The organism is Microbacterium neungamense (assembly GCF_024971095.1).
Classification (GTDB): domain Bacteria; phylum Actinomycetota; class Actinomycetes; order Actinomycetales; family Microbacteriaceae; genus Microbacterium; species Microbacterium neungamense.
On the sequence record NZ_CP069717.1, the window covers coordinates 286,470 to 301,722 of the forward strand.

A 15,253-nucleotide genomic window follows, 5' to 3' on the forward strand; every position below is an offset into this window, starting at 1 on the left:
GAGCGGGGGCGGCCGGCGGAGCGGGGGCGGGAGGAGCGGGCGGGAGGGGCGGTACGCCGTGGGTGAACGCACAGGAGACGCCTCGGGACCGGGCGGTACGCTGAACGCATCATGGATGTCAAGAAGATCTCCCGGAATCCGCTGATCTATGTGGCGCTGATCGGGCTCCTGCTGTTCGGCGGCTTCCTGCTGATCTCGAACCTCGGTGCACCCAAGCAGGTCACCACTCAGGAGGGCCTGGAGCTGCTCGCCGGCGACACCGTGACCAAGGTCGTCACCACCGACGGCGACCAGCGCGTCGACATGGTGCTCTCCAAGGAGTTCGAGGGCGCGAAGGCCGTCCAGTTCTACTACGTCGAAGCCCGCGCCGACGAGGTCGTGCAGGCGATCGACGCCGCGAACCCGAAGGACGGCTTCAACGACAGCGTCCCGCGTCCCACCTGGTTCGACGGCTTACTGTCGCTGCTGCTGCCGCTCGTCCTCCTCGGCCTGCTGTTCTGGTGGCTGCTGTCGTCCATGCAGGGCGGCGGCAGCAAGGTCATGCAGTTCGGCAAGTCCAAGGCGAAGCTCGTCAACAAGGAGACCCCGACGGTCACCTTCGCCGACGTCGCCGGCGCGGACGAGGCGATCGAGGAGCTGCAGGAGATCAAGGAGTTCCTGCAGGATCCGGCGAAGTTCCAGGCCATCGGCGCCCGCATCCCCAAGGGTGTGCTGCTCTACGGCCCTCCCGGAACCGGCAAGACGCTGCTCGCCCGCGCCGTGGCCGGCGAGGCGGGCGCCCCGTTCTACTCGATCTCCGGATCCGACTTCGTCGAGATGTTCGTCGGCGTCGGCGCCTCCCGCGTGCGCGACCTGTTCACCCAGGCCAAGGAGCACGCCCCGGCGATCATCTTCATCGACGAGATCGACGCCGTCGGACGTCACCGCGGCGCCGGCCTCGGCGGCGGCAACGACGAGCGCGAGCAGACCCTGAACCAGATGCTCGTCGAGATGGACGGCTTCGACCCGAACGCGAACGTCATCGTGATCGCGGCGACCAACCGTCCCGACATCCTCGACCCCGCCCTGCTGCGCCCGGGCCGCTTCGACCGCCAGATCGGCGTCGACGCCCCCGACCTGAAGGGCCGCCAGCGCATCCTCGAGGTGCACGCCCGCGGCAAGCCGCTGTCGCAGTCGGTCGACCTCGAGGTCGTCGCCCGGAAGACGCCGGGCTTCACCGGCGCCGACCTGGCGAACGTGCTGAACGAGGCCGCGCTGCTCACCGCGCGCAGCAACGCCCAGCTGATCGACAACCGCGCCCTCGACGAGGCCATCGACCGGGTCATCGCCGGTCCGCAGCGCCGGACCCGCGTGATGAAGGACAAGGAGAAGCTGATCACCGCGTACCACGAGGGCGGTCACGCTCTCGCCGCCGCGGCGATGAACCACAGCGATCCGGTCACCAAGATCACGATCCTCCCCCGCGGCAAGGCCCTCGGCTACACCATGGTGCTGCCGCTGGAGGACAAGTACTCCGTCACCCGCAACGAGCTGCAGGATCAGCTCACCTACGCGATGGGCGGGCGCGTGGCCGAGGAGATCGTGTTCCACGACCCCACGACCGGCGCCTCGAACGACATCGAGAAGGCCACGAGCATCGCCCGGAAGATGGTCACCGAGTACGGCATGACCACCGAGGTCGGCCCGGTCAAGCTCGGCTCCGAGAGCGGGGAGATGTTCGTGCCCCGCGACATGCACCGAGGCCGCGACTACTCCGACAAGGTCGCCGAGACCGTCGACGAGCAGGTGCGCGCCCTCATCGAGCAGGCCCACAACGAGGCCTACCAGGTGCTCACCGAGAACCGGGACATCCTCGACCGCCTCGCCCTCGCCCTGCTCGAGCACGAGACCCTCGATCACCACCAGATCGCCGAGATCTTCACGGATGTCCGCAAGCTGCCCGAGCGGCCGCAGTGGCTCTCCAGCGAGGACCGTCCGGTCTCGCTGCGTCCTCCGGTGGAGATCCCGAAGCGGACGGATGCCGGCGTCGCCGCGCAGACCGCTGCGGATGCCACGACCAGCACCGGCACCGGCTCCCGGCCGACCGCGCAGCCCAGCGGCGGACGGGCCCGGCCGGCGACGGCCTGACGTGGCTGTCGACAGGGCGCGCGTCGAGCGGCTCACCCGTGAGCTCCTCGAGGCGATCGGCGAGGACCCGGAGCGTCCGGGCCTGAAGCAGACCCCGGCGCGGATGGCGGAGCTGTACGCGGAGTACTTCGCCGGCGTGCACGAGGACCCCGCCGCGCCGCTGGCGCGCACCATCAGCGTCGCCCGCGGCCCGGCGCCGGAGACGCTGCCGTCGGGGGCGGTGCTGATGCGCGACATCCGGTTCCGCTCGGTGTGCGAGCACCACCTGCTGCCGTTCGCCGGCCACGCGCACCTCGCCTACCTGCCCGGCGAGCAGGTCGTCGGCCTGGGCGCCCTGGTCAAGGTGGTCGAGATCCTGGCCGCGCGACCGCAGGTGCAGGAGCGCCTCGGCGAGCAGATCGCCGACACCATCGCCGAGAACCTCGACACCCGCGGCGTCCTCGTCGTGCTCGACGCCACGCACGGCTGCGTCACCATGCGCGGCGGTCGCCAGCCCGAGGCGTCCACGCTCACCATCGCCGCCCGCGGCGCGTTCGCCGAGCCGGCCGCCCGCGCCGAGCTCATCGCGCTCATCGGCGGGTCGCGGCCCGGCGGCGCCGGGCAGGGCGATGCCGCAGCGGGCCCCTCCGGAGGCGCGTGGTGACCGGCATCTGGGGCATCCTGAACATCACCCCCGACTCGTTCAGCGACGGCGGCCGCTACCTCGATCCCGGGATCGCGGTCGCGCACGCCCGGATGCTGCGCGCCCAGGGCGCGGCGGTCGTCGACGTCGGCGGCGAGTCCACGCGCCCCGGCGCGGAGCGGGTGCCGGAGGCGGAGGAGCAGCGTCGGGTGCTGCCGGTGATCGAGGCGCTGACGGATGCCGGCATCCCGGTCTCGATCGACACCCTGAACGCGTCCACGGCCGTCGCCGCCGTGCGCGCCGGGGCGCGGTACGTGAACGACGTGTCCGGCGGGCTCGCGGACGAGCGGATGCTGGCCGCCGTCGCGGACACCGATGCCGACGTGGTGCTCGGCCACTGGCGCGGACCGTCCAGCGACATGTACGCGCGGGCCCAGTACACCCGCGCCGCGCGGGAGGTCGCCGCGGAGCTGCACGACCGGATCGCGGCGGCCGCAGCTGCGGGCATCGCCCCGGCCCGCGTCATCCTGGATCCGGGGATCGGCTTCGCGAAGTCCGGGACGCAGAACTGGGAGGTGCTGCGCGGGCTGGACGAGATCGTCGGGCTCGGGCACCGAGTGCTCGTCGGAACGTCGCGCAAGCGGTTCCTCGGCGAGATCCTCGCCGCCGCCCCGTCGTCGAACGACGGCGCGGACGCTTCGACAGGCTCAGCGTCCGAGGCCGGCATCCCCCTCGCCCGCCGTGATCTCGCCACCGCCGTGACCAGCGTCCTGGCCGCGCGCGCCGGCGCGTGGGCGGTCCGGGTCCACGACGTCGCCTCCACCCGCGACGCCCTCGCGGTGCAGAGAGCCTGGGACGGAGCCTGATGGACCTCCTCGACGAGATCACCCTCACCGGACTGACCGTCCGCGGGCACCACGGCGTCTACGAGCACGAGCGCCGCGACGGCCAGGAGTTCCGCATCGACCTGACGCTCCGGCTGTCGCTCCGCGCCGCTGCGGCATCCGATGACGTCGCCGACACCGTGCACTACGGCGAACTGGCCGAGCGCGTCGCCGCGGTCGTCGCGGGGGAGCCGGTGAACCTCATCGAGACCCTCGCCGAGCGCATCGCCGACGTCGTGCTGCAGGACTCCCGGGTCGAGGGCGTGACGGTCACCGTGCACAAGCCGCACGCGCCGATCCCGCTGACCTTCTCGGACGTGTCGGTCACGATCCACCGGGGACGGTCGTGATGGACCGCCGGCTCACCCACCCACCGGCCTTCCCCGACCCGCGGCCGGGCCGAGACCCGGAGGTGGCGGTGATCGCCCTGGGCTCGAACGAGGGCGACCGCGGGGAGATGCTGCGCGCCGCCGCCGAGCGTCTGCGCCGGCTGCCCCTCGTGGACGAGCTGCGCATGTCCGAGCCCGTCGAGACGATCGCGGTGCGCGTGGACGGTCCCGATCCGGATGCCCCGCGCTATCTCAACGCCGTCGCGCTGATGACGACGCGGCTGGCACCCTCGGTGCTGCTCGGCATGCTGCACACCGTCGAGGAGGAGCAGGGCCGGGTGCGCCGCGAGCGGTGGGGCGACCGGACCCTCGACCTCGACCTCATCGCCTACGGCGACTTCCGCAGCGATGCGGAGCATCTGCAGGTGCCGCATCCTCGAGCGGCCGAACGGCTGTTCGTGCTCGAGCCGTGGCTGAGCCTCGACCCCCACGCGGTGCTCCCGGGACACGGGCGGGTCGCCGACCTCGTGCGGTCGCTGCGGACGGGTTCGCCCGATGCGGATGCCGGGTCGGATGCCGACGGGGAGCGGCGCCGATGAAACGCACCGGCCCCGGCGTCCTGCTCGTGCTCGCGCTGCTGGGCGCCGTCGCGGGCTTCGGCTTCGACCACCTGCTCACCATCACCGGTCGGGCGACGTTCACGCCCTCGGTGTTCCTGCCGGTGCTGCTCCTGCTGCTCGCCGGAGTCGTGGTCGGCCTGGCCTGGCCGGTGCGGCGCAGCGTGCGCGACGGCATCCGCATCGACCCGTTCCGCGCCCTCCGGGCGGCCACCCTGGCGCGGGCGTCCAGCCTGCTCGGCGCGATCCTCGCCGGGTTCGCCGGCGGCCTGCTGGGCTTCCTCTTGACCCGGCCCGTCCCACCGCCGGTAGGGTCGACGGTGGCGATGCTCGCCCTCATCGTCAGCGCGCTGGTGCTGATCGGGGCCGCACTCGTCGCCGAACAGTTCTGCACGCTGCCGAAGGATTCCGATGACCGAGAGCCCGACGACCCCTCCGAGTGATCCGAACGGCTTCGGCACCCCGGTGCCGCCTCCGCCGCCCGGCCGGGCCACATCCGTCCCCGAGGCGCCCGCCCCCGGAGCATCCGTCCCCGCCGCACCCGCGCCCGCAGGACTCGACGAGGGCACCTACACGCAGCTGCGCACGCCGCGCAGCCCCGGCGCCATCGCGCTGGACGGCACCTGGCACCAGATCTCCCCGCGCTACGTGGTGTCGCAGGTCGTGCAGAACATCCTGTTCCTCGTCGCGGTCGTGGCCGCCGCGGCGGTGCTGCACGTCTTCTTCGCGCAGACCTGGGCGTGGCTGCCCGGCGCCGCGCTGGTCGTGATCACGCTGGTCACCCTGGCGATCCTGCCGCGGCAGGCGAAGGCCATCGGGTACATGCTGCGCGAGGACGACATCGTCTTCCGCAAGGGCATCCTGTGGCAGCGGATGGTCGCGGTGCCGTACGGGCGGATGCAGCTGGTCGACATCACCCAGGGGCCGCTCGACCGCGCCTTCGGGATCTCGCAGCTGAAGATGGTGACCGCGGCCGCGACCACGGGCGTGCAGATCCCCGGGCTCACCCAGACCGCCGCGGAGGCGCTGCGCGACACCCTGATCGAGGTCGCCGAGACCCGCCGGACCGGACTGTGAGCGACCAGCGGCAGCCCGGAACCCTCGCGGCGCCGGCCGGCCTGCCCGAGGGCGGTTCGTCGTCGCTGGCGGACGGCGAATGGCACCGGATGCATCCGCTCACCCCGCTGTTCAAGGGCGGTCTGGTGCTCCTTATCGTCGGCGGCATCGCGATCGCGAACATGCGCGACCGCCTGATCGCCTGGTTCGTCAACCTCTTCGCGCCGGAGGAGGCGCAGTACGAGTACGGCGGCGACCCGTTCGACTGGGTCCTCGCGAACGACCTCATCCTGCTCGCCCTCGGCATCCTGCTCGCCGTCGTCGTCGTGCTGGTGATCGCGTTCTGGCTGGTCTGGCGCTTCCACCAGTTCCGCATCACCGGCGACCACGTCGAGGTGCGCAAGGGCATCGTGTTCCGCGCCCACCGGCGCGCACCGCTCGACCGGGTGCAGGGGGTGAACTTGACCAGGCCCTTCCCGGCCCGGCTGATCGGGCTGGGCAAGCTCGAGGTCGTCGGCGCCGGCACCGACGCCAACGTCGCCCTCGAGTACCTGTCCACCGGGACGGCCGAATCCGTGCGGGCCGACATCCTCCGTCTCGCCTCCGGAGCCCGGGCCGCGCGCAGCGAGGCTCAGGCGCGGGCCGAGGGGATGCGGCCGGGGGCGCCCGCCGGCACGACGCCGCTGCTGGAGACGGTGAACGCCGGGGTCGCCGGTCTGATCGAGGGCGTCGACCTCGCCGACGTCGCCCCGGAGAGCGTGGTCAAGATCCCGACCGGGCGCCTGATCGGCTCGCAGCTGATCGTCGGCGCGCTGTGGCTGCTGTTCTTCGCGGTGATCTTCGCGCTGGCGCTGGGCGGCATCGTGATCGGCGCCGTCAGTGACGGGGAGACCGCCATCGGGCTCATCGTGCTCACCGCCGGGCTCGGCATGGGCATCCCGCTGCTGCTGGCGAGCATCGCCATCGCCTGGGCGCAGATCTCGAAGTCGCTGCGGTACGCGATCGCGCCGACCCCCGACGGGGTGCGCATCACCTACGGCCTGCTCACCACCGTGACCGAGACGCTGCCGCCGGGCCGGATCTTCGCGGTCGAGGTGTCGCAGTCGCTGCTGTGGCGGCCGTTCGGCTGGTGGACGATCCGGATCAACCGGATGAGCGGCAAGAGCGCCGCGCAGCAGCAGTCCAGCAGCGCCCAGCAGTTCAACGTCGTGCTGCCGGTGGGTAACCGTGCGGACGTGGAGCGGGTGCTCGGGCTGATCCTGCCGGACGTGCCGGCCGCCGACATCCCGCTGATCTGGGAGCACGGGATCCTCGGCCCGGTGCCGGGCGACCCGTATCGGACCATCCCGCCGCGGGCCTGGTGGCGCCGGCCGGTGTCGTGGAAGCGGCACGGCTACGCGCTCACTCAGTACGGCCTGCTGCTGCGGCGCGGCACGGTGTGGCGCAAGCTCGCGATCTTCCCGCTCGCGCGCCTGCAGGGCGTCTCGATCTCGCAGGGACCGATCGACCGCGCGCAGCGAGTCGCCGAGGGGCAGGCGCACACCGTGCCAGGACCGGTGTCGGGCGTCGTCTCCGGGCTGGAGCGCGAGGACGCGATCGCGCTGCTGGACGGCGTGAGCCGGGCCGCCGTCGCCGCGGCATCCCGCGATCAGACCCACCGCTGGCGCGCGAACGGGGACGCGGTTGCCGCGTTCGGGTCGCAGAATGTGCCGGTATCCGGCGGGGAAAGCGGCACTTTTCGCGACCTGAGCGGGGAGTCGCCGGCCTCGAGTCCCGAGGGGTCCTGACGTGGCGGCGGGTGCGCGCCTCGGCGTCGGCATCATCGGCGCGGGTCGGGTGGGGCCGGTGATCGGTGCCGCGCTCGCCGGTGCCGGGCACGCGATCACCGGCATCACGAGCGGCTCCGACGACGAGCGCGCCTCCGCGATCCTGCCCGAGGTGCCCGTGCTCGACGCGCTCGAGGTGGTCCGCCGCAGCGAGCTCGTCGTGATCGCGGTGCCGCACGACGAGCTGCCGGGGCTGGTCAGGGGGATCGCGGATGCCGGAGGCTGGCAGATCGGGCAGCTCGTGCTGCACACCGACCCGGCGTTCGGCACGGACGTGCTCCGGGCGGCCGCGGAGAAAGGCGCGATCCCGCTCGCTGTGCACCCGGCGATCGCGTTCACCGGCACGTCGATCGACCTCCGGCAGCTGAGGGCGGCGTTCGCGGCGGTCACCGCGTCCGCCCCGGTGCTGCCGATCGCGCAGGCGCTCGCCGTGGAGCTCGGCTGCGAGCCGGTCGTGATCGCGGAGGCGGACCGCGCCGCCTATGCCGAGGCGATCACCACGGCGACGACGTTCTCCCGCTCCATCATCGGGCAGGCGACCGGGCTGCTCCGCGGCATCGGGATCGACAACCCCGGCGGTTACCTTTCGGCGCTCGTCTCGTCCACCGTCGAGCAGGCGCTCCGGGACGCCTCCGACCCGCTGGGCCCTCCGACCGGGCTCTGAGGCCACGGGCAGCGGCGCCCAGCCGCGGAGGCGTGCAGATCCGGGGCCTCCGCGTTCGAGGCTAGCCGGCGCGGTCATACCGTTCGCCGGGCAGGGTCACCGTCACGACGAGGCCGCCCTCGGGCCGGGACGCGAGCGCGACCTCGCCGCCGTGCGCCTGCACGATCGCGCGCACGATCGACAGCCCCAGCCCGACGCCCGGCGCGCCGGCCGTGCGCTCCCCGTCCTGGCCGCCACCGTGCTGGTGGGTATCGTCGCCGGCCTGTATCCGGCCGCGCGCGCCGCCCGCCTCTCGCCGACCGAGGCCCTGGCCGCCCCGTGACCAGCCGCAGGCGGGGGAGCGGCGGTCGGTAGACTGGACGGGACTTCCGAGGAGCCCCCACTCATGACTGACGCGCCTGCGCAGACCGCCGCCCCCGCCGACCCTTCGACGCCCTCCGCCTCCGCCGAGGAGGACGTCTTCGAGCAGAAGGCGGTGCGGTTGGCCAAGCGCGAGAAGCTCATCGCGAGCCGCACGGATGCCGGTGGCGGCGCCTTCCCGGTCGGGGTGCCCGTGACGCACGGCATCCCGCAGCTGCGCGAGAAGTACGGCGACCTCGAGGCCGGGGCCGAGACCGGCGAGATCGTCGGCGTCGCGGGCCGCGTCGTGTTCAGCCGGAACACCGGGAAGCTGTGCTTCGCCACCCTGCAGGCCGGCGACGGCTCTCGCATCCAGGCGATGATCTCGCTCGCGAACGTCGGCGAGGAGTCCCTGGCGGCGTGGAAGGAGCTGGTCGACCTCGGCGACCACGTCTTCGTCCACGGAGAGGTGATCTCCAGCCGGCGCGGCGAGCTGTCGATCATGGCCGACGACTGGCGGATCGCGTCGAAGGCGATCCTGCCGCTGCCGAACGTGTACGCCGAGCTGAACGAGGAGACGCGGGTGCGCAGCCGCTTCCTCGACCTCATCGTCCGCGAGCAGGCCCGCACCACGGTGCGCGCCCGTGCCGCGGTGAACGCCAGCCTCCGGTCGACGTTCGCGGCGCACGACTATCTCGAGGTGGAGACGCCGATGCTGCAGGTGCAGCCCGGCGGGGCATCCGCTCGTCCCTTCATCACGCACTCGAACGCGTTCGACACCGAGCTGTACCTGCGGATCGCGCCGGAGCTGTACCTGAAGCGCGCCGTCGTCGGCGGCATCGAGCGGGTGTTCGAGATCAACCGGAACTTCCGCAACGAGGGTGCCGACTCCACGCACAGCCCCGAGTTCGCGATGCTGGAGGCCTACCAGGCGTACGGCGACTACCACCAGATGGCGGAGCTGACGCAGGAGCTGGTGCAGAACGCCGCGATCGCGGTGGCGGGGTCCACCACGGTGACGTGGGCCGACGGCACCGAGTACGACCTGGGCGGCGAGTGGGACCGCATCTCGATGTACGACTCGCTGTCCGAGGCGTCCGGCCGCACCGTCACGCCGCAGGACCCGGTGGAGGACCTGATCGCCTTCGCCGAGGAGCACGGCGTGGAGATCCCGCAGCACGTCAACCACGGCAAGCTCGTCGAGGAGCTGTGGGAGCACTTCGTCAAGGGTGGCCTGGAGCGGCCGACCTTCGTGATGGACTTCCCGGTCGACACCTCGCCGCTGGTGCGCGAGCACCGCTCCATCGACGGGGTCGTCGAGAAGTGGGACCTGTACGTGCGCGGCTTCGAGCTCGCCACCGGATACTCCGAGCTGGTGGACCCGGTCATCCAGCGCGAGCGGTTCGTCGAGCAGGCCAAGCTGGCGGCGAAGGGCGATGTCGAGGCGATGCGCGTGGACGAGGAGTTCCTGCGCGCGCTCGAGCACGGCATGCCGCCGTCGGGCGGGATGGGCATGGGGATCGACCGGCTGCTGATGGCGATCACGGGCCTCGGCATCCGCGAGACGATCCTGTTCCCGCTGGTGAAGTAACCGCGGACCGGCCCGGCGACCGGGCGTGGGTCCCCGCGCGCCCCGGCGTTGCCGCACCGGGCTCACGCCCGCGCGTTCCCGCACCGGGCTCACGCCCGCGCGTTCCCGCACCGGGCTCACGCCCGCCTCAGCGTCCATTCCGGCAGCATCGCCGCGGCGAGCACGGTGCGCAGCAGCGAGGCCATGCTGTGCTGCGGGTCGATCTCCAGCGCCTGGCGCAGGTACTCGGCGGCGTGAGAGGAACGGCCCAGCGCCCACGCCAGCCAGGCGGCCGCCACGAGCGCGCCGGGCCGGGCCGCGCGCGGCGCGCAGGCAGCCGCCCGCCGCGCCACCGACAGCGCACACCCGAGGCGGTCGGGGTCGGGGCGCGCTCCGCGCCCGAGGAACACCTCGCCGACGTCGTCGGGCACCGTGGAGCCCGCGTCGGCGAAGGCCAGCTGCGCGGCGAGGGCGCGGGTGCCGAAGGCCGCGTCGGTCGCCCACTGCACGATGATGGCGTCCCGGAACACCGGCCGGTTCAGACACCACAGCAGGGCGGCGCACGTGAACGGCGGCAGATCGTCCGGACTCTCCAGCACCGCCTCGGCGAAGGCCGGCACGTCGTCGAGCATCACCGCGGCTGCCAGCGCCTGCGGATTCTCCTCCGGGCCGGGGACCCAGGCGCCGCGCCGTTCGCGCTGCAGCACCGTGCACAGGTCGGCGAGAGCCCGCCCGACGCGCTCCGTCTCGGCCAGGTCGCTCGGCGGGAGCGCGGCTCCGGCGAGCTGGTCGCCGGAGACGTCGCCGACGCCGGGTACGGCCGGGGCGGTCGGGATCCCGTCGAGCGGGTGGAGCTCGGGCTCGTCGTCGCGGTAGTCGCCCCAGCCGCCGGGTGTGACGCACAGGGCTTCGACGATCCGCAGCGCCGCGTCGTCGGCCGCATCCAGCAGCGACTCCGCCAGTGCGAGCTGCGGCAGCAGCGGTCCGTCCGGCGTGCTCAGCGGCTCCTCGTCGGTGTACACGACGAGCGCGAGGGCGTCCACGCCGCCGATGCGGTCGACGAGCTCGATCGCGGCATCCGCGAACTCGTCCGGGTCGACGTCGGGATCGGGAAGGTCGACGCGCAGGGCGCCGTGCGTCCGCCGGCCGCGGAACGGCAGCAGGATGAGGCTCTGCCGGGGCGTGAACCCGGCGAGGGAGGGGACGAGGCCGAGGAGCTCGGCGGCATCGGTGGCGTGCAGAATCGTGCTCATGCCCGGAGAGTGTGCCGGAGCCGCCCGGCCCGCGGGCCCGGAAAGGGCCGTTGTGGATGACTTCGGGGCAGATGCCGGTCGGTGCAGAACGATCGGGTCGGCGCAGGGCCGCCGCTCAGCCGGGCCGCGTACCATGGAGGCGTGGACAACTTCTGGGTCGCGGCGCTCTGGTCGATTCTGCCGACGCTCGTCGTCTCGGTCGTGTTCGTGTTCGTGCTCCGCGGCATCCTCCGGTTCGACCGCACCGAGCGCAAGGCGCACGCGCGGATCGAGGCCGAGGAGCGCGCGGCCCGCGGCCTGCCCCCGAAGTCCTCCTGACGGCATCCGCCCCGCCCGAACGGCGCTGTCCGGGCATCCGGCTACGCTGAACCCAGGTGAGGCAACCGCGACGCGGGGGAGGGGGCGACGGTGTTCGACATCTCGACCTGGCCCTGGTGGGTCGTCCTCGCCTACGCCGTGGTCGACATCACGGTCCGCATCGTCGCGATCGTCACCATCCCGCGCAACCGCCGCCCCACCGCCGCGATGGCCTGGCTGCTGGCGATCTTCTTCATCCCGGTGTTCGGGGTGCTGCTGTTCCTGCTCATCGGCAATCCGAAGCTGCCCCGCGCCCGCCGCCGCAAGCAGGAGCGGATCAACGATTACATCGCCGACACCGCCCGCCACCTGCACTTCGGCACCCTGCGCCCGGACGCCCCGGAGTGGTTCCCGCCGCTCGTGCACATGAACCAGTCGATGGGCGCCCTGCCGCTCTCCGGCGACAACGGCGCCCACCTCATCTCCGACTACCAGGCGTCCATCGACGCGATGGCCGAGGAGATCCGCCGCGCCCGGGAGTACGTGCACGTCGAGTTCTACATCCTGCAGGCGGACGCCTCCACCGACGGCTTCTTCCAGGCGCTGGAGGACGCCGCGGCCCGCGGCATCCCGGTGCGGGTGCTGCTGGACTACTGGGCCAACCGCTGGAAGCCGAAGTACCGACAGACCGTCCGCCGCCTCGAGGCGATGGGTGCCGACTGGCATCTGATGCTTCCGGTGCAGCCGCTGCGCGGCCGCATCCAGCGCCCCGACCTGCGCAACCACCGCAAGCTCCTCGTCGTGGACGGGAGGGTCGGCTTCCTGGGTTCGCAGAACATCACCGACTCCTCCTACAACCTGCCGAAGAACATCCGCAGGGGCCTGCACTGGGTGGACCTGATGGTGCGCGTGGACGGGCCGGTCGTGTCCAGCATCAACGCGGTGTTCCTGTCGGACTACTACGCCGAGACCGACCGGGTGCCCGAGGGGATCGACATCACCCGCGTGGAGACCGGCAGCGGCGACCTGGACTGCCAGATCGTGCCGTCCGGCCCCGGATTCGAGGTGGAGAACAACCTGCGGCTGTTCCTCACCCTGCTGTATGCGGCGCGGTCGAAGATCATGATCGTGAGTCCGTACTTCGTGCCCGACGAGGCGCTGCTGCAGGCGGTCACGGCCGCCTGCGACCGGGGTGTGCAGGTGGAGCTGTTCGTCTCGGAGGAGGGCGACCAGGCGATGGTCTTCCACGCGCAGCGCAGCTACTACGAGGCGCTGCTGCGCGCCGGCGTGCGCATCTGGATGTACCGCAAGCCGTACATCCTGCACACCAAGAGCCTCACGATCGACGACCAGGTCGCGGTGATCGGCTCCAGCAACATGGACATGCGCTCCTTCGGCCTGAACATGGAGATCTCGATGCTCGTCCGCGGGGAGGAGTTCGTGCGGGAGGTGCGCGCGGTCGAGGACGAGTACCGCGCGCTCAGTCGCGAGCTCACCCTGGAGGAGTGGCTGAAGCAGCCGCTGCGCTCCACGGTGCTGGACAACCTTGCCCGGCTCACCTCCGCGCTGCAGTAGCAGCGCCGGCCTCCGGGCATCCGAGCCGGAGCGCCGGCCTCCGGGCATCGGGGCCGGCGTGCCGACTCCGGGGGTCCGGGCCGGCTGAGACGGACGGCGCCGCCGTGACACTATCGAGTATGCGATTCCGACCTCTTCGCTCTGCGTTCGCGCTCGCGGCGGTGGCGCTGCTCGCCGCCGGATGCTCGTCGGGCCCGGCATCCCCGTCGCCGACGAGCACGGCCGAACCGTCGGCAGCGCCGACGGACGGCGCCGGCTCCGCTGCTCCCGAGGACCGTGACGCCGGGGACGTCGAGGCCGCCTGGCTCGCCGGCGGCCGGCAGTTCGCGGTGGTGACGTGGGGATCGTCCGGATGCGTGCCGCACGCGGAGGATGTCCGGGCGGAGGGGCAGACCGTGCACGTCGTGCTGGCGGATGCCGCGACCGACCAGGTCTGCACCGCCGACTTCGCGCCGCGCGCGACGCCGGCCGCCCTGCCCGAGGGCGTCGACCCGACGCAGGACGTCGAGCTGCGCGTGACCTACGGCGACGTCGCGGATGACGCCGACCTCGAGGCGCTCGCCGAGGCCCCGTCCGGCCCGGCGGGTCACGAGCCGTCCGCGGGCCGGTTCGACGACCGCGGCATCGTGCTGCTCACCTGGGGGTCCTCCTCGTGCACGCCCGTCGTCGAGAGCATCGAGCAGACGGATGCCGGGGCCGCGGTCGTCTTCGCCGAGATCGACGGCGTCTGCACGATGGACTACGCCCCGCGCACCACGATCCTCACCATCCCCTTCGAGACCGACGACGACCGTCCCTTCGCCCTCGCCCTGCGCGGCGGCGGCCTCGAGGGCCAGGTCCCCGTCCTCCCCTGACCCCACCCCCACCCTCCCCTCACCTCACCCTCCCCCTCCCCCTCCCCCTCCTCACCTCACTCGTTTGGGGCGGATTTCCACGTTCGGGGCGGCACAGCACCGCCCCGAACGGGAGAATCCGCCCCAAACCCGGGGAGGACGGGTCGGGGAGGACGGGTCGGGGGAGGACGGGTCGGGGGACGAGTCGGGACGGGTCGGGGGGAGGACGGGGCGGGGTGCCTCGGGGTCAGAAGCGGGTGGTGTCGTGGCCGGGCGGCAGCACGATGGTCAGGCCGCCCTGCTGGATGCGGCACAGCATCCGCACCGCCTCGCCGAACTCGTCGCCGTCGAGCTCGATCGACGCCGGCGTGGGCATCGCCGCCTCGGCCGTCCGCCCGCGCAGGTAGTGGATCGAGGCGTCCCGGCCGCGCCGCTCCAGCACGCGCCGGCCGGCCCGGGTGCGCAGCAGCACCGAGTTGTCCCACCAGATCTTGCGCCACAGGCCCAGCCAGCCCAGCGGTCCGGTCGGCTGGATCACCGCGATGTCGAGGGTGCCGTCGTCGAGCGAGGCGTCCGGCACGAGGGCGATGCCCGCCGGCAGCGACCCGCAGTTGGCGAACAGCACGCTGTGCACCTTGGTGGAGTGCAGCCGCCCGTCGTCCACCTGGTACAGGATGCGGAACGGGCGCGCACCGGGCAGCGACCGCGCCGCCCCGTCGATGTACGCCACCCAGCCCACCGAGCGCTTCAACTCGGCCTTCGTGTTCGCGATCATGTCGGCGTCCAGGCCGACCCCCGCGAGCACGACGAACGCGTGCTCGGAGGAGGAGCCGTCCGGGCGGACCAGGGTCACCCAGCCGATGTCGACGGGGTGGCGGAAGCCGCTGAAGACGGCCTCGATCATCGCCTCCGGGCCGGCGAGCGGGAGGCCGAGGTTGCGGGCGAAGAGATTGCCGGTGCCGCTCGGCACCACCGCGAGGGGGATCCCCGTTCCCGCCATCGCCTCCGACACCGCCCGCACCGTGCCGTCCCCGCCGGCGACCAGCACCGCGGCCGCGCTGTCGCGGAGCGCCGCGCGCGTCGCCTCCTGCCCGGGATCCTCCACGCTCGTCTCGTAGAACCGCGGCGGCGCCCAGCCGTGCTGCTTCGAGTGCGCGAGCAGGGCGGCCCGCAGGCGCATCTGCTCCACCTTGATCGGGTTGTACACGAGGGCCGCGTGCGACCCCTCGTGCCCGGTGCTCTCCATGCCCGCAACTCTACG

The 15,253-nt window shown here is 72.6% G+C and carries 16 protein-coding genes; 13 read left to right on the forward strand and 3 right to left on the reverse strand.

Annotation, left to right across the window (positions count from 1 at the left end; genetic code table 11):
• The first annotated feature begins 111 nt into the window (after window positions 1–111).
• Genes ftsH through JSY13_RS01420 form a run of 9 tightly spaced genes read left to right on the forward strand, consistent with a single transcriptional unit; the run spans window position 112 to window position 8,125 of the window.
• Window positions 112–2,127 (forward strand): ATP-dependent zinc metalloprotease FtsH, encoded by a 2,016-nt coding sequence (gene ftsH, locus JSY13_RS01380; RefSeq protein WP_259607236.1) that lies wholly within the window; start codon window positions 112–114, stop codon window positions 2,125–2,127.
• 1 nt (window position 2,128) lies between these two features.
• On the forward strand, window positions 2,129–2,770 hold the full coding sequence (gene folE, locus JSY13_RS01385; protein WP_259607237.1) for a GTP cyclohydrolase I: 642 nt from the start codon (window positions 2,129–2,131) through the stop codon (window positions 2,768–2,770).
• The gene (folP, locus tag JSY13_RS01390) at window positions 2,767–3,615 is read left to right on the forward strand and encodes a dihydropteroate synthase (protein ID WP_259607238.1); all 849 of its coding nucleotides are present in this window, start codon (window positions 2,767–2,769) and stop codon (window positions 3,613–3,615) included. Before folE ends, folP begins: the two co-directional genes overlap by 4 nt.
• Entirely contained in the window at window positions 3,615–3,983 is a 369-nt protein-coding gene (gene folB / locus JSY13_RS01395) for a dihydroneopterin aldolase (RefSeq protein ID WP_259607239.1), read from the forward strand. Before folP ends, folB begins: the two co-directional genes overlap by 1 nt.
• A complete protein-coding gene (gene folK, locus JSY13_RS01400) occupies window positions 3,983–4,561 on the forward strand; it encodes a 2-amino-4-hydroxy-6-hydroxymethyldihydropteridine diphosphokinase (protein WP_259607240.1) in 579 nt (192 codons plus the stop codon). Before folB ends, folK begins: the two co-directional genes overlap by 1 nt.
• On the forward strand, window positions 4,558–5,022 hold the full coding sequence (locus JSY13_RS01405; RefSeq protein ID WP_259607241.1) for a DUF3180 domain-containing protein: 465 nt from the start codon (window positions 4,558–4,560) through the stop codon (window positions 5,020–5,022). The genes folK and JSY13_RS01405 overlap by 4 nt, the downstream gene beginning before the upstream one ends.
• Window positions 5,023–5,044: 22 nt before the next feature.
• Window positions 5,045–5,656, forward strand: a complete 612-nt coding sequence (locus tag JSY13_RS01410; RefSeq protein WP_432806457.1) for a PH domain-containing protein — start codon at window positions 5,045–5,047, stop codon at window positions 5,654–5,656.
• Window positions 5,653–7,422 (forward strand): PH domain-containing protein, encoded by a 1,770-nt coding sequence (locus JSY13_RS01415; protein WP_259607242.1) that lies wholly within the window; start codon window positions 5,653–5,655, stop codon window positions 7,420–7,422. The genes JSY13_RS01410 and JSY13_RS01415 overlap by 4 nt, the downstream gene beginning before the upstream one ends.
• Before the next feature lies 1 nt (window position 7,423).
• A complete protein-coding gene (locus tag JSY13_RS01420) occupies window positions 7,424–8,125 on the forward strand; it encodes a DUF2520 domain-containing protein (RefSeq protein WP_259607243.1) in 702 nt (233 codons plus the stop codon).
• Between the two features lie 61 nt (window positions 8,126–8,186).
• Here JSY13_RS01420 and JSY13_RS12630 read toward each other — a convergent pair whose 3' ends face one another.
• Entirely contained in the window at window positions 8,187–8,300 is a 114-nt protein-coding gene (locus tag JSY13_RS12630; protein ID WP_432806426.1) for a hypothetical protein, read from the reverse strand.
• Window positions 8,301–8,510: 210 nt separating this feature from the next.
• Between JSY13_RS12630 and lysS the strand changes: the two genes are divergently transcribed.
• Window positions 8,511–10,055 (forward strand): lysine--tRNA ligase, encoded by a 1,545-nt coding sequence (gene lysS, locus JSY13_RS01430; protein WP_259607244.1) that lies wholly within the window; start codon window positions 8,511–8,513, stop codon window positions 10,053–10,055.
• A 116-nt stretch (window positions 10,056–10,171) separates the two neighbouring features.
• On the opposite strand, the gene JSY13_RS01435 is transcribed toward lysS, so the two are convergent.
• Window positions 10,172–11,287 (reverse strand): DUF4192 domain-containing protein, encoded by a 1,116-nt coding sequence (locus JSY13_RS01435; protein WP_259607245.1) that lies wholly within the window; start codon window positions 11,285–11,287, stop codon window positions 10,172–10,174.
• A gap of 141 nt (window positions 11,288–11,428) precedes the next feature.
• Here JSY13_RS01435 and JSY13_RS01440 point away from each other — a divergent pair, with 141 nt between their 5' ends.
• From JSY13_RS01440 to JSY13_RS01450, 3 genes are all read left to right on the forward strand, one after another.
• Entirely contained in the window at window positions 11,429–11,605 is a 177-nt protein-coding gene (locus tag JSY13_RS01440; RefSeq protein WP_259607246.1) for a hypothetical protein, read from the forward strand.
• A gap of 99 nt (window positions 11,606–11,704) precedes the next feature.
• Window positions 11,705–13,159 carry a cardiolipin synthase gene (gene cls / locus JSY13_RS01445; RefSeq protein WP_259608236.1) on the forward strand — a complete coding sequence of 485 codons (1,455 nt, stop codon included), beginning with the start codon at window positions 11,705–11,707 and terminating at the stop codon, window positions 13,157–13,159.
• Between the two features lie 119 nt (window positions 13,160–13,278).
• Window positions 13,279–14,013, forward strand: a complete 735-nt coding sequence (locus JSY13_RS01450) for a hypothetical protein (protein ID WP_259607247.1) — start codon at window positions 13,279–13,281, stop codon at window positions 14,011–14,013.
• 226 nt (window positions 14,014–14,239) lie between these two features.
• Here JSY13_RS01450 and JSY13_RS01455 read toward each other — a convergent pair whose 3' ends face one another.
• Window positions 14,240–15,238 carry a diacylglycerol/lipid kinase family protein gene (locus JSY13_RS01455; protein ID WP_259607249.1) on the reverse strand — a complete coding sequence of 333 codons (999 nt, stop codon included), beginning with the start codon at window positions 15,236–15,238 and terminating at the stop codon, window positions 14,240–14,242.
• Window positions 15,239–15,253 lie beyond the last annotated feature (15 nt).

Excerpts from the sequence above, each read along its gene's own strand:
- lysS (WP_259607244.1), top strand. The coding sequence starts at position 8,511 with ATGACTGACGCGCCTGCGCAGACCGCCGCCCCCGCCGACCCTTCGACG.
- JSY13_RS01455 (WP_259607249.1), bottom strand. The coding sequence starts at position 15,238 with ATGGAGAGCACCGGGCACGAGGGGTCGCACGCGGCCCTCGTGTACAAC.
- folB (WP_259607239.1), top strand. The coding sequence starts at position 3,615 with ATGGACCTCCTCGACGAGATCACCCTCACCGGACTGACCGTCCGCGGG.
- JSY13_RS01405 (WP_259607241.1), top strand. The coding sequence starts at position 4,558 with ATGAAACGCACCGGCCCCGGCGTCCTGCTCGTGCTCGCGCTGCTGGGC.
- JSY13_RS01450 (WP_259607247.1), top strand. The coding sequence starts at position 13,279 with ATGCGATTCCGACCTCTTCGCTCTGCGTTCGCGCTCGCGGCGGTGGCG.
- folK (WP_259607240.1), top strand. The coding sequence starts at position 3,983 with ATGGACCGCCGGCTCACCCACCCACCGGCCTTCCCCGACCCGCGGCCG.
- JSY13_RS01435 (WP_259607245.1), bottom strand. The coding sequence starts at position 11,287 with ATGAGCACGATTCTGCACGCCACCGATGCCGCCGAGCTCCTCGGCCTC.
- ftsH (WP_259607236.1), top strand. The coding sequence starts at position 112 with ATGGATGTCAAGAAGATCTCCCGGAATCCGCTGATCTATGTGGCGCTG.